The following is a 13,851-nucleotide window of genomic DNA, read 5'->3' on the forward strand; positions in this document are numbered from 1 at the left end:
TATTTCAGGTAATCCGGAATACCAACAATGAGCAATGGTACAAATTTCTATCTGATCCGAATGGTGGAATCCCTCGGTGTGCTGGTGCGCACTCGCCTGTGGATGCAGATAGTGGTCGCCATGATCCTGGGGCTAACTGCCGGCCTGCTGCTATCTCCTGAAGGGGCCGCGCTGGTGAGCCAGGATCTCAGTGCGGCACTGGCCAGCTGGTTTAAGCTGCCGGGCTCAATCTTTCTGAATATGATCCAGATGGTGGTGATACCGCTGATTATGTCCTCAATCATCCTGGGGCTCAGTGGCAGCGGGAATGTCAGTCAGCTTAAACGGGTCGGGCTGCGCATCGCCCCCTACTTTGTCGGCACTACTACCGTTGCGGTGATTATCGGGATTATCCTGGTCCAGTTGATCCAACCCGGCGACTATATCGATGAGTCCCTGCTCAGCGCCGCTACCGAGTTGCAAGTTGCGAGCGCCCCCCAGGTTATGGAGTCCAAACCGCTTCCCGAGCGTATTGCTGAATTGATTCCCGCCAACCTCAACGAAAGTATCGCCATGCGCAATATGTTGCAGCTGGTGGTCTACGCGATTTTTATTGGTGTTGCAGTGATGCTGTTACCGCAAAAGCAGCGGGAAACCGCAGTATACGCTTTTGGCATTATTCAGGAGGTGGCACTTAAGGTAGTTGGCTGGGCCATGTTGTTTGCGCCCCTGGCCGTATTTGGCCTCCTGGCAGATATTGCTATTCGCGTGGGCCTCACTGCAATTCTGGGAATGTCTGTGTATGTGGGCACCGTGATTCTGGGACTACTTATTCTTCTCAGCTTTTACCTGATAATTGTTTCCCTGGTGACCTCCGTCGGCCCGATCACATTTTTGCAGAGAATTAGCGGAGTGCAGCTGCTGGCATTCTCCACATCCAGCTCTGCTGCGGTAATGCCGCTGTCAATGAAAGTTGCAGAAAGTCCCCTGGGAGTAAAACCATCCATCGCCAAATTTATTGTGCCCCTGGGCGCTACTGTGAATATGGATGGCACAGCGCTGTATCAGGTGATTGCTGCGGTATTTTTAACCCAGGTATATGGCATTGACTTAACCACTGCACAGTTGGTGGGTCTCACCGTGACCACTGTGGGAGCATCTATTGGGTCACCCAGTACTCCCGGAGTGGGTATTGTTATCCTTGCTACTATCCTGGCCGGTATTGGTGTCCCGCCGGAGGGTATTGCGCTGATTCTGGGGGTGGATCGGATTCTCGATATGTGCCGTACAGCAGTCAATGTGACCGGGGATCTGACAGCCTGTCTGGTGATGGACCGCTTGTTGGGCAGCGACAACCTGGAGGAGGAAGCCGCCCAAACGGCCTGACTGTCAAAGTGATGGCTTAAATGAGGGTTCCCGGTTTCTATTGCGGCATAACTAGAATCTCCAGAGTACGAGGGTCTTTTTGACCCTCGTAGTATTTCTCCAGGACTGTATCAAACAAAGTTCTGCCCTCTTCTGCCAATGCGAATAAGTCCATAGAATATTTCATCTTCAAATCTTAATTACTTCTATTGTATCTAAAGGAAGCTTGAAATAGAGAAAAGTGGCATATGTAAAGTATGGGTGATCTTTATAAAATGAAAAAATAAATATAAGCTATTTAATATCGTACTAGTCATTATATTTTTTCAGAATTTATCTGGTTTAAAAATATGTATAAATACTAAAAGTAATTTTTAGAGATAAAATCCCAAGTCTGTTCATACAGTAATTGATGTCCCTTGGGATTTGCATGGAGGCCATCCTCTGAGAGAAGGGTAATAAATTCCTGATCTCGCCATAAATTGTCAAACTCCAGTATGGGGATCATTTCGGCAGTGGCAGATTCTTTCATAGCTTGGTTATAAAGATTCGCATCAGCCTGATAGAAATAGCTATCACTATTCCGAAAGGGAGTAGTTCGTTGCTCATCGAACGGAATGCCTGCCATTAGGAAGGACGGCGCGATGGTTTTAGACGTTTGTAACAGCTGTCGCACTGTTTGACGGAAAGAGTCCAGCGCTACAGAATTCTCAGCCTTTGGTCCCCCGATGCGGCAAATATCATTGAAACCAGGATATATCCCGATTAAGTGTGGCCTTCTTGGAGGCAGTTCTCGGGAAAGTCTTATGGCTAAAGAGTTCGCGTTCTCTCCGAATATTCCCAGAGCGTAAACTATATTATGGGAATCTAAAGTTTCGAACCGAAACCGGAATCGTTGAACAAATCCGCCTAGTTCTGTATCACCTTTTCCATAGATAGAACTGGAGCCAATAAAGACAATTTTTTGGGGACTCTTCGTGCCATAGAAAGTCACTAATTTGACTAAACTTTGGATTTTATTTGCCGTTACCATTATAGACATCGACTAGGTCCAAGTTGTATGCATTAGTATCAAATCTTGATTTCGAAAAGTTGAGAGTCAAAGGCTGGAGTAGAAATAGCCTTGTTAAAAAACAATTAGAAATCGAATGGAGAGAGTTCTAAGGTGGGCTGTAGATTTACAGTTTCTTTGGAGGGGGGGAAGAGGTGCTGATCGGCTTGGCTTAAAATGATGAGGAAAATTTAATATGGGTAGAGTGGTAGATTCTGTGAGTATGGATACTACAGTTTGTACGCCAATATAATGGTTCAGATTATGATTGCCATCCAGCCTTCCGATCATAAAAAAGCTCCACCCTTGCAGGTAACTAATGTTGGACAGGAACTTTCAGTATCTCGAAAGTACGAAGGTCCTTCTGTCCTTCATAGTATTTTTCCAGCACCTCTTCAAATAGCTTGTCTTTGGGATCGGCGATAGAAAATAGCGTCATGGATGACTTAAGTTTTACATCATCCGGTGAGCCGAATATCTGGTAAGCGGAGTAATTATTCAGTTGCAATAACTCCTTGCAGCACTCTTTGAGCCTGGGGCCGAGCACAGGGTGCTCCAGGTAAGCCCGGGCTTCATCCAGGTTTTTAATTGCAAAATGTTCGGATGTCGCGCTGTGCCCCAGGCCGGAGATCTGGGGGAATATATACCACATCCAGTGGGAGCGCTTATGGCCGCTATGCAACTCACTCAGGGCACTTTCATAAGAGCTTTCTTGCGCCGTCACAAAACGCTCAAGGTGAAATGGTTGGGCCATGCTTTGATTCCCTTTATTCTTATTCCTTTGCAGGCTCAAGGTTAGCAGTAATAAGGATGAATGCGAGAGGATGAACTGCCTGACGGCAGAACTTCCACCAATTAATTGATATTCATCATGATCTCAGCAAGGGCGGGCTCCTTGGCTCCCACAGGAGAATCTCCCAATAGGTTCTTCATATCGGCATAGGAAAGTTGAATTAGCCGATGTATGTCATTGGAAGTGTCAGCAGTACAAGGAAAACTACCGCTGACAAAGACGGAAATTGAATTTGTTCGCTGAGTATTAAAAATACGAATTTCCCGCCTGAAAAAATCATTGCCGCGACAGGATGCCGCTCTTCCTGATGGAATACTATTGCCTGCGGGAACGCTTAGCAGTACTTCTTTGGATCTTTCTTCAAAGGGGCCACGTCTATATGTCAACATTTCTCGTAGTCCTTTAGACACTGGATGGTTAAACTCCAGACCGCTAATTGCGTCGATTACCTGCAAGCTTTCAACATCGTAGTAGCTGTGAGCTTGTCGATCGAAGGGGCCCTTTAACCCATAGAGAAGCTCCCGCAAACGTCGGGAGACTTGCGACTTGACGGGCTGCTTTTCAATCTCTCCAATAAGTTCAGGATCGGTCGGCAAATAGAAATTACCAAATTCCTTTAATAGGGCCTTGGATTCACGACTTGCTTCCTCATTTTGGAACAGCTTATCGAGTAAGGCTCGAATTGAAACTGATTGGTTGTTATCATCAATTTGTAGTTCCAGCTCATTGTTTCCGATTTTCACCCGTAGGGAACCGTTACTTTCACTTTTATAGAGTAAAAAACAAAAGCTCAAAACAATAAGAGCAATGATACTTCCATAAATAAAATGAACACTCTTATTCGGCTTCCCTGCTGGCATATATACCTCTGAAACTTAGCTATAACTTTTTTGTGGTTCACTGCTTAGGTGCAAAAAGCCGCGCATTCTACAGTAGGTAGGGTGTTGGTCCAATTAAATATCTATCTTACGATTGATATTTGTGATTGAAATGGTATTGGCCGAAAAGTTACAGGCTGAGATGATTAGGAGAGGGAAGTGAAATGGTTCAAAATACTGTTAAGCTGATATTTACCTTTAAAAAATACAATTAACATCAGGGTGCTTTCTTATTGCAGAAAGTTTAACTTCGTTGAATGTTGCAGCGTAATGGCGCGACTTTTCTGGAGTGTATTTTAATTGTTGATTTTTTTCAAGCTCTGTAAGATTAGGCTCAAAGTCAGCATTGTCTTTATAAAAATTCAAGCTTACTAAAGTGGATAAGCAGTTTAGATATTTTTCTTCATCTAAACCTGGGATATTCGCTATTTTACTTCCCATGTAGCTTTCTGCCATCAAGGTTAAATTGTTATTTTTTAATTCATTGGTTGCATGTTCTTGAGCTAGTGCTCGGGCTTCATTGAGGATGTTGTCATTGCCTTCTTTTCCGTATAGAAAGCTGTAAATTGATGAGAATAAAATAAGTATTAAAGAGGTGGAACCAATTATTATATAGTTCTTCATGTATGTTTCTTTTGTGGCCATAGTTTTCTTGGTGAAAGACACAATTGTTGAGTCTATATAATCCTATCTGTGAATAAACCTAATATATCCTTCTGTCATCCTTGATATGGGATAGTGCCTTAGAAAGATTTTCTTCTGAAATCGAGTTTTTATACCTTGGTCTCGGATAGCAAGTGTAATTGGTAAGCGAGGGTTTAGCTAGTAGAGTCAGTGTTTCTCTCGACTAAAAAAAAGGCGCTGATGAGCTATTGCGAGCTGAGCGAGAGCGAATGATATCATATTTATTGCCTGAGAAAATCCGGACACTCTCAGAAGGCAATATCAATACTGTTAGGACAGTATCCCTCGACGATCAATCGAGATCTGTGAATCAATATAATTCGACAGTGTTTTTCAAAAGGGTACTGATTTTAATAAAGTGTCAGGCGAGCAGGTTCAGTTTGTAATGGGTCGGTTGAATTGTAGACCAAGAGCTAATCGGATGGAGGGTGACTGAATGAATTATTTGTGGGGCTGCATGATGATATACTTTCAGAAAAAAGGAATTGTAGTCATTACTTAAAATTAAAAGTTTTTAAATTATGAGAATTTCACTACTAGAATATTAAATTTTTCTAGTAGTGAAGGTTTTATCAAAAATCTACATCTACTCTATATATTGTCGGATAACCTAAAGAGTGAATTGTACAGCCACTAATGCCAAAGCCTACTTTTTTATTTGCCGTGGCCGCTGAAAGCAGAGCTGAATACATTTCTTTAGAAGTGCTGTCTTCAAACTCTAATATAACTTGCTCCTCAGTTTCAGTTGGGCAGCCCTGTGTATTGGTAAATCCAGGTTTAAAATAAATAACTGCAAAATCTTCATATGTTCTTATTAAGTATATTTCACGATCTATTGATACTTGGTCATTTCCCCCATATGCGAAACTGGAAAGGCATAGGTATAAGGCAGTAATTGATTTTTTAAACATTTATTCCCCCTATATAAGACTTGCTATGAAATATAAATTTGAATTTCATATTATTCATTGATTACTAGATTGAGTAAACCTAAAGTAAATAATTGGAAAATCATTGGGCTTTAAAGTCTGCACTTTCGTACAAGTTTACACTTAAATTTTTTCTTATTTTTAGGAGAGGCTAAGGCATCTTTCTAATGCAGTAACACGGGGGGCAAGTTACTTGAAATGGTGTCTGCAGCAAGGAGGATAAACTGGAATAATTTGGGGGGGTGAGAGTTAGTGTCTTTTTTTAAATATATAGATATGTAAAATTTAAGGGCATCTGAATTTGCTTCAGTATTTTTTGACATAAAAAAAGCCCCATCCTTGCGGATGAGGCTTTTTAATATGGTGCCCGGAGGCGGAATCGAACCACCGACACGGGGATTTTCAATCCCCTGCTCTACCGACTGAGCTATCCGGGCTTTGCGATACTTGCTGGGCTTCCCCTGCGTCGCGAGGCGCGTATTAAAGCCCTTCCCCGGGTCAGAGTCAACCCCTTGATTATAAAAAAGTTTTTTTTCTTTGCCGGGGAAGCTTCGGGGCCTTGTGTTACTGCTGTTCCGGCGGAACGTAACCGTCGGCTGCGTCGTATTCCTCGCCGCTCAAGAACTTCATCATCTGCTCACTCAAGTAGGCGCGGCTTGAGGGTTCCATCATGTTTAGGTGCTTTTCGTTAATCAGCATGGTCTGGTGGGACATCCACTCCAGCCAGGCCTTCTTGGAAACGTTCTCGAAGATATCCATGCCTTTGGGGCCTGGGAAGGGCGGTGCATCCAGACCTTCCAATTCCTCTTGGTACTTGCGGCAGAATACGGTTCTGGACATGGACTCCTCCTGGTTTTAGTCGGCAGTGGTCGGCGCGAGCAGGGGAGCCTGCAGCGCCAGTAGTTGTTTTGCCAGCTTGACGATAGGGGCGGGTAGCCCCAGTTCCTGGGCCGCACGAGGGCGGTTTAAACGCCGCAGTTTATACCAGCCAGCGCCGCTCTCCGCCACCTGTGCTGGGACTTTGCTCAGTTGTACCCACACCGGGGAAATATCCAGGTGAAAGTGAGTGAAGGTGTGTCGCAGGGTCGGCAGGGTTTGGACGTCACTGGCACGCCAGCGCTTTGCCTTGAGCCAGTCGCTGCTATTGTCGGCTTCAGGCGGGCTCCAGAGTCCGCCCCAGATTCCGCTGGGCGGGCGCTGTTCCAGGTAGATTTCACCTTTGTGTTCAAGCAAGAGCAGGGTGGCGCTGCGCACCGGCTTTTCCTTGCGCGGTTTCTTGCCGGGGTAATCCTGTGGGTTGCCCTGGGCGTGAGCCACACAGGATTTTTTCACCGGGCACTCCTCGCAGCGTGGTTTCGAGCGGGTGCACAGGGTGGCACCCAGGTCCATCATCACCTGGGTGTAGTCGTTAACGCGTTGGTTTGGGGTGTAGGTCTCGGCCAGTTGCCACAGTTGATTGGCAACCGCTGTCTGTCCGGGCCAGCCCTCCACGGCGTGAAAACGGGCCAGCACCCGTTTGACGTTGCCATCGAGGATCGGTGCCCTGAGCCCCATACTGATACTGGCAATAGCACCAGCGGTGGAGCGACCTATGCCGCTCAATTCGGTCAGTTCCTCTACGCCCTGGGGAAACTCCCCGCCGTATTCCTCCAGCACTGTCTGGGCGCACTTGTGCAGGTTGCGGGCGCGGGCGTAGTAGCCGAGGCCGCTCCAGTGAGCCAGGACTTTGTCCTGAGGCGCGCGGGCGAGGCTTTCCAAGGTGGGGAAGCTCTGCATAAAGCGCTCAAAGTACGGGATCACTGTGGTGACCTGGGTCTGTTGTAGCATAATTTCGGACACCCAAACCCGATAGGGGTTGATGTCTTGCTGCCAGGGCAGGTCTTTGCGCCCATGTTTGTCGAACCATTTCAGGACGGCATTTTGGAACTGCTTTGGGGTCATGGGGCTACTGCGGGCTGGAATCTGTGGTTGAACGCTGGAGTTGTGCACCGGGTGGACCCCGGTGCACTTTAGCGGGGCCTTAGCGGCCGAAGAGATTTTTCAATTTTTCTTTCAGTTCGTCGACCTTTTCTTCAACTTTATCGCCATATTTCTTTTCGGCTTTGTGCTTCAGTTCTTCCCGCAGCAAGTCGTCGAGGCGGCGGCTGTCGGGTTTACAGGTGCTGATGTTCACATCGTCGAAGTCGCCCTTGCAGCGCAGCGGCAGCGGGCGATTGCGCCAGCGCTTGTTGCGCACGGTACAGCCGTCGGCGGAGGTGCTCTCGCCCACCAGGGCCAAGCCGAGCTTGAAGTCGAAGTCCTGTTTCTTCAGGTCCACCTCTCCGTCACCGGTCAGGGCGATATTTTCGATACCGGCGAGAATTTCGCTCACATCCACCTGGTCGCCTTTCACCGCGATGGTGGCGCGAAGGTCCTGCAGTCCGGTGCTGTTGGGCCAGTCCCGGGTGGGCATTTCGGTATTTTCTGTGTAGCTGAACAGCTGGCACATGTTTTTCTCCAGGTTGAATGGAGAAATCGACATTTCCTTACTGGAAACCTCAATGGAGGCACGCAGGTTTTTCTCTAGGGCTGTGGATGTTTTGCCTTTGGTGCTGGCGCTCCAGTTAACGCTGGCTTCTCCGGCCAGCTGGACATCTTCACTGGGGAAGAGGGCGGCCTGGATCTTGCCAATATCGACATTGGTGAGACCGCCGCGCATTTGCGCCTCGGCGGACTGGGCGCGAGCGTTGAGCTGGCCATTCGTGTTCAGCTGGCCACCATAGATATCGGCGCTCAATTTTTGCAGGCGGTAGAGGCCATTATCCACGGTGAGTTGGATTTCCGGGCTGTCCATTTGCAGGTCAGCGGCTTGCAGTTGGTCCAGTGCCAGGCTGATATTGGCGTTGAAGCCGCGCAGGTCGCTCAGTGGCAGGGGTTCTGCCGCAGGCGGCTTGGCAGCTACTGTTCTCTTTGGTTTTTCTGCGGTTTCAGTTTGATCGCTCTGTGCCGCCTGCTCTCCCTGCTTTTTGCTTTCAGCGGCAGGAGCCTGCGCACTCTGTGCTTCCACTCCCTCGGTTTGTTCCGCCGAAGCGGCTCCAGCCTCATCTTCGTTCGAAGGGGGCAAGTAGTTATCCAGGTTAAAGGCGCCGCCGCGCAGGTTCAGGTCCAGCCCGGGCATTTCTGCGTTGCGCAACTGGGCGTTGCCACTAAAGGTGACGTCGTCCAGTTTCAATTGCAGCGGTGTTAGGTCGAGTTTTTGCTCGGTACCTTCCACACTCGCTTCGATACTCAGCTTTTGCAGTGCCGCTTTATCGCGGGTATCGATTTCGGTGCCCGTCAGTTCAAACCAGGGGCGCAGAGGGTCGGCATTAGCGTTGACGTTAAGCTGTATACGCCAGGGTTGGGTGTTGCTGTCCCTGCGCAGGTAGCCGCGCATATGCAGGCTGGCCTTGGCGCTGTTCTCAGAGGTGAGGTCTACTTGTAGCGGTTGCAGGCGCAGCCCATTGAGGCCCTCATCCAGAGCGAGGGTGCTGTCAATTTTTAGCTTCAGCGGGTGTTTGAGGTCGCTGCCGGTAAGGTGTGCTGCGGCAGTGAGTTTGCCCGGCTCGCCGCCTGGCACCAGGTTGATAACGCTCACCTGCAGGTCTTGGACTTTGTACTCTTTGTTGGTTTGGGCATCGCTATAGAGTACCAAGCCCTTCTCGATGCGCAGCTTTTGCAGGCTCAGGTCGACCTGTTGTTGTGAAGGCTCTTCCTGTTCCTTGGGGATGGAGAGTTTGGGAGGTTGCTTGCTCTGCGCTTCCAGGGCCTCGCTGATCAGTTCCCAGTTGCCGCGCCCTTCTTTGTCGACGGTGAGCTCAATTTGCGGAGCTACCAGGACTATCTCCTCAGCCTCTACTTTGCGTTGCAGTAGTGGCTTGAGGGCCACGCCAATGGCAATTTTTTCTGCTTTCACCAGAGTTTGTTTTGGCAGCTTTAATGGTGCCAGCTGTACATCTTCAAGTTGCAGGCCGAGCTTGGGCCACAGCTGCCAGCCGATATCACCTTCCAGTTGCAGGGAGATGCCCTGCTTGGCAGCGAGTTTTTCTAACTGGGGTTTGTATTGGTTGATGTCGAGTCCTGCTAACAGCCAGGCGACGGCGCCAGCGAGTAGTAGGAAAACGATTAAAAGTGCGATAAAAGTGCGCTTTATCCAGGCCATGGAGAGCATTGTCCCTGTGTATTTGTCGTGTGGTGTCACGCATATGACGCCGCAGCGCGGCTCGATGTTCCCGCGCACTTCTACAAATAGGTTATGCCGGAATTGTAGGAGATGCAGCCCCGCGAGGCTGGGAAAGCGCTGCGGGGCCATTGAAGCAGGTGTTTATTAGAAAATAAACCGCACACCAGCTTCGACGCTGCGACCAGCTTCAGGAGCGTAGTCGCGTAGTAGTGAGGTGGAGTTGCGAATTTCTTCGTCGAGCAGGTTGCGGGCGCTGGCGAAGATCACCGCGTCGCTGCTGCCGATGTTGAAGTTGTAGTGGGCACTCAGGTCCATACGGGTATAGCCGTCTGTTTCTTCTTCGTAGGCGCCGGCGCGATCTTGGTCCGCAGCTTCGACTGTGCGCCATTCCCAACCCCACTGGTCGTACTCTGCTCCCAGGGCGAGACCCAGGCGCAGGGGAGGCATGCGCGGCACATCGGAACTCTCACCGGCGATATCTTCGTCGAAGCTCGCGCGCACAACATCGCCAAACAGAGTCAGGTAGAAGTTGCTGCGCAGGGGAAATTTCACCGAGGCTTCAGCACCGTAGAAGGTGGCATCGCGATTGGCATAGGCGTAAATGGGCAGCTCTTCATCCTCGTACTCAAGGCCGGTATTCTGCGAATAGATGTAGTCGCCGATGCGGTTGTAGAAGACGCTGGCTTCAATCTGCGCTGCGTGCCAGCCGCCAGCCACTTCGTTGTGGTGGTGATAGCCCAGTTCCAGGTTGAAGGAGCGTTCTTTGTCCAGGTCGCTGTTACCGATCAGGTAGCGCGATTCGGCCAGATGCTCGCCGTCGGCAAACAGCTCTTCGGCTACCGGGGCGCGCTCGGAGTGGGTGGCGCCGACGCTGATATGTTGGTGCTCTTGTAGGAAGTACTGCAGGGTGGCGCTGGTGCTGAACAGATTGAAGTCGCGATCCTCCGCAGTCTCCGGATCGATATCGACAAGCTCAATACGCGCACCCAGGTCCAGGTGCCAGTTGCCCCACTCGCGTTCCTTCATGGTGAAAAGACCGGCGCTACGGGTGCGGGAGGGCTGGATAAAGGCTTCGTCGCCCACCGCAGCAAAGTCTTTGTCGGACAATTGCAGGCCGTAGGCACCGCGCCACTCGCTATCGTTGTCGTGGGTGATCTCCAAGCGACTCTCCCAGGCTTCATTGGTAAAGCGGGTGCCGGGTTCGCCCTCTTCCAGTTCTACGTGCTCATAGTCGTTGTAGCCGATACGTAGGCGTAGCTTGTCCCAATAGTTGCTGTTGAAGCGGTGCTCGCCTTTGAGGTCGTAGCGAGTCTGCGCCATATCGATACGCACAGCTTCGACTTCGCTCTCCTCCTCGTGATCTTCTTCCTCTTCTTCGTGATGATGCTCGTGGGTGCCGAGGGGAATGCCGTAGTTGTTCTCAAGCTTGTTCACTGACAGGCCGAAATAACCGCTATCAGTAATCCATGAAACACCGCCGCTGTAGCTGTGAGCGCGGGCATTGGTGTTGCCGACGTAGCCGTCAGTGTTGAATTCTTCCTCGTGCTCTTCTTCTTCCTCATCGTGCTCTTCATGCTCGACGATGGCGAGACCAGGAATTTCGGTATCGTCATTTTCGCGGTAGACACCGTCGAAGTACCAGGCCAGCTGTCCGGCACCGCCGGTAAAGCGGAATACTGAGGCATCCTGGCTGTTGGCGGTGTCGTGGCGCATCTCAACCGCACCTTCAACTTCCTCGGGTACCTCAGTGGGGATGCGACCGTCGATAATATTTACCACCCCACCGATAGCGCCGCTGCCATAGCGCAGTGCCGCCGGTCCGCGCAGTATCTCGATGCGCTCGGCCAGCAGGGGTTCGATACTGGCGGCGTGATCGGCGCTGGTGTTGGAGGCGTCAGAGACATCCAGGTTGTCGTTCAGGATCTTCACCCGGTTGGCGCTCTGGCCGCGAATAACCGGTAGGCCCACGCCGCTGCCGAAGGAGGCGTTGGCCACACCCGGCTGGTTCTTCAGGGTTTCGCCCAGGGTGGCGGAAGCGGCTTTGCGCAGGGTCTCGCCGGAGAGTACCGATACCGGAGCAGCTACCGCGTCGGCGGGCTTATCCAGGGGAGATACTGTTACGTTAACTTCTTCCAGTTTGTTGCTGTCTTCTGCGGCGCAAATAGCGGGCACGGCCAAGCTGGCAATAGCCAGGGCCAAAGTATTGAACTTAGTCATTGTTTTTTATTCCTGTTACAGGCGGACAATGCCATACGCGCTCCAGCGCGGGCATTCACTAAAAAATATCGGTTTTTGGGTGTTAGCTGAGTGACAGGAAGAAGGGAGGGGCGCGCGCACTCTGGCGCTCTGGCTGGCGATCGCGCGCGGTTGGCGCAGAGGGCCGTTCATAGTGACTTTGGGGCTCAGCCTGTACGAGCAATGGCTCGCTGCCGAGTGCTGCAGGTGAATGCATGCAACACAGGTCACACATCTCTACCTGGGTATCGCCCAGGTGGAAGTGCTCCGCCCACAGCGGCTGAGCTGCTACTACGGCGAGTAACAGGAACAGGCTGGCCCAGTAATGGGATTTTCGGCGCTTTAGAGTAACCATGCAGAGCATGATAGGGCTAAACAATTACGAATCAAGTTTCATCTGACACTAGAGAGCCACAGGGGATGTCATTCATCCTATAATTTGCGCCCTCTGTCTTATCGTGCAAATAAGGATCGCTTTCGATGCGTACAGCTAGCGTCACCCGTGACACCCTGGAAACCAAGATTCAAGTCAGCGTTAACCTGGACGGCCAAGGTCATGGCAAGTTCGCGACTGGGGTTCCTTTCCTGGAGCATATGCTCGATCAAATTGCCCGCCACGGCATGATCGACATGGACATTAGCTGCGATGGCGATATTCATATCGATGACCATCATACGGTGGAAGATATCGGCATTACCCTGGGCAAAGCTATTACCGAAGCGCTGGGAGATAAAAAGGGGATGACCCGTTACGGCCACAGCTATGTCCCATTGGATGAGGCGCTTTCCCGGGTCGTAATCGACTTCTCCGGGCGGCCCGGCCTGGTTATGGATGTGCCTTTCACCCAGAAGCGGATCGGCAATTTTGATACCGAACTGTTTTTTGAGTTCTTCCAGGGCTTCGTCAATCACGCGCTGGTAACCGTACATATTGACTGCCTGCGTGGCCACAACGCTCACCATCAGGTGGAAACTGTATTTAAAGCCTTTGGCCGCGCCCTGCGTATGGCGTTGACCCCGGATCCCCGTATGGCCGGCACCATGCCCTCCACCAAAGGAGTCTTGTGATGGGTAAGATTGCGGTACTCGATTACGGTATGGGCAACCTGCACTCGGTGGCCAGCGCCCTGAACAAGGTGGCGCCGGAGGCCGAGGTGGTGCTGGCGCAGACGCCGGAGCAGGCCGAGGGCGCAGAGCGCCTCGTGGTGCCCGGTGTGGGTGCCATTCGGGATTGTATGGCAGGGTTTGTCGATGCGGGTTTTTCGCCGCTGCTTCGCGAGGCCATCAGTGTGGGTACCCCGGTGCTGGGTATCTGTGTGGGTATGCAGATCATGATGCACCACAGCGAGGAGAATAATGGCGTTGATTGCCTGGGGATTTTCCCGGAGCCGGTGAAATTCTTCGGCGACAACATTCCCCCGGCGCAGAGTGCTGAACGGCTCAAGGTGCCCCATATGGGCTGGAATAGTGTTCAGCAGCGTCAGCCGCACCCCCTGTGGGCCGATATTGCCGATGGCAGCCGTTTCTACTTTGTCCACAGCTACTATGTGCCGGCTGCTGAAAATCCGGATATTGCCGGGCAAGCCGAATACGGCATTCCCCTGGCTGCCGCAGTTGCCAGGGAGAATATCTTCGCCACCCAGTTCCACCCGGAGAAGAGTGCCGAGGTTGGCTTGCAGCTGCTAAAGAACTTTGTCCACTGGAACGGCCGGGCCCAATAGGCCCAGCTCACCGAT

The 13,851-nt window shown here is 50.9% G+C and carries 14 protein-coding genes and 1 tRNA gene; 3 read left to right on the plus strand and 12 right to left on the minus strand.

Annotation, left to right across the window (positions count from 1 at the left end):
• Positions 1-27 precede the first annotated feature (27 nt).
• The gene (locus ACJJIW_RS07145) at positions 28-1,365 is read left to right on the plus strand and encodes a dicarboxylate/amino acid:cation symporter (RefSeq protein ID WP_444937000.1); all 1,338 of its coding nucleotides are present in this window, start codon (positions 28-30) and stop codon (positions 1,363-1,365) included.
• Positions 1,366-1,402: 37 nt separating this feature from the next.
• On the opposite strand, the gene ACJJIW_RS07150 is transcribed toward ACJJIW_RS07145, so the two are convergent.
• From ACJJIW_RS07150 to ACJJIW_RS07205, 12 genes are all read right to left on the minus strand, one after another.
• Positions 1,403-1,531 carry a DUF1810 family protein gene (locus ACJJIW_RS07150; RefSeq protein ID WP_444937001.1) on the minus strand — a complete coding sequence of 43 codons (129 nt, stop codon included), beginning with the start codon at positions 1,529-1,531 and terminating at the stop codon, positions 1,403-1,405.
• 174 nt (positions 1,532-1,705) lie between these two features.
• Positions 1,706-2,386 (minus strand): GDSL-type esterase/lipase family protein, encoded by a 681-nt coding sequence (locus ACJJIW_RS07155; protein WP_444937002.1) that lies wholly within the window; start codon positions 2,384-2,386, stop codon positions 1,706-1,708.
• Between the two features lie 325 nt (positions 2,387-2,711).
• Complete coding sequence (locus ACJJIW_RS07160) at positions 2,712-3,149, minus strand: DUF1810 domain-containing protein (RefSeq protein ID WP_413663762.1); 438 nt, start codon at positions 3,147-3,149, stop codon at positions 2,712-2,714.
• Positions 3,150-3,250: 101 nt separating this feature from the next.
• On the minus strand, positions 3,251-3,931 hold the full coding sequence (locus tag ACJJIW_RS07165) for a hypothetical protein (RefSeq protein WP_444937003.1): 681 nt from the start codon (positions 3,929-3,931) through the stop codon (positions 3,251-3,253).
• 333 nt (positions 3,932-4,264) lie between these two features.
• Positions 4,265-4,690: a hypothetical protein gene (locus ACJJIW_RS07170; protein WP_444937004.1), complete on the minus strand. Its 426-nt coding sequence runs from the start codon at positions 4,688-4,690 to the stop codon at positions 4,265-4,267.
• Between the two features lie 632 nt (positions 4,691-5,322).
• Entirely contained in the window at positions 5,323-5,661 is a 339-nt protein-coding gene (locus ACJJIW_RS07175; protein ID WP_444937005.1) for a hypothetical protein, read from the minus strand.
• Positions 5,662-6,040: 379 nt separating this feature from the next.
• Positions 6,041-6,116: transfer RNA gene (locus ACJJIW_RS07180), tRNA-Phe, on the minus strand.
• A gap of 127 nt (positions 6,117-6,243) precedes the next feature.
• Positions 6,244-6,519 carry an oxidative damage protection protein gene (locus ACJJIW_RS07185; RefSeq protein WP_282930759.1) on the minus strand — a complete coding sequence of 92 codons (276 nt, stop codon included), beginning with the start codon at positions 6,517-6,519 and terminating at the stop codon, positions 6,244-6,246.
• A 15-nt stretch (positions 6,520-6,534) separates the two neighbouring features.
• Complete coding sequence (gene mutY, locus ACJJIW_RS07190) at positions 6,535-7,620, minus strand: A/G-specific adenine glycosylase (RefSeq protein WP_444937354.1); 1,086 nt, start codon at positions 7,618-7,620, stop codon at positions 6,535-6,537.
• A gap of 79 nt (positions 7,621-7,699) precedes the next feature.
• The gene (locus ACJJIW_RS07195; RefSeq protein ID WP_444937006.1) at positions 7,700-9,859 is read right to left on the minus strand and encodes an AsmA family protein; all 2,160 of its coding nucleotides are present in this window, start codon (positions 9,857-9,859) and stop codon (positions 7,700-7,702) included.
• Between the two features lie 165 nt (positions 9,860-10,024).
• Complete coding sequence (locus ACJJIW_RS07200; RefSeq protein ID WP_444937007.1) at positions 10,025-12,097, minus strand: TonB-dependent receptor; 2,073 nt, start codon at positions 12,095-12,097, stop codon at positions 10,025-10,027.
• Between the two features lie 82 nt (positions 12,098-12,179).
• Complete coding sequence (locus ACJJIW_RS07205) at positions 12,180-12,470, minus strand: hypothetical protein (protein ID WP_444937008.1); 291 nt, start codon at positions 12,468-12,470, stop codon at positions 12,180-12,182.
• A 125-nt stretch (positions 12,471-12,595) separates the two neighbouring features.
• Between ACJJIW_RS07205 and hisB the strand changes: the two genes are divergently transcribed.
• Positions 12,596-13,183, plus strand: coding sequence for an imidazoleglycerol-phosphate dehydratase HisB (gene hisB, locus ACJJIW_RS07210; protein WP_282930763.1), 588 nt, complete (start codon positions 12,596-12,598; stop codon positions 13,181-13,183).
• Positions 13,183-13,836, plus strand: a complete 654-nt coding sequence (gene hisH / locus ACJJIW_RS07215) for an imidazole glycerol phosphate synthase subunit HisH (RefSeq protein ID WP_444937009.1) — start codon at positions 13,183-13,185, stop codon at positions 13,834-13,836. Before hisB ends, hisH begins: the two co-directional genes overlap by 1 nt.
• Positions 13,837-13,851: the final 15 nt, after the last annotated feature.

Source organism: Microbulbifer maximicatervae (SeqCode) (genome assembly GCF_052467815.1).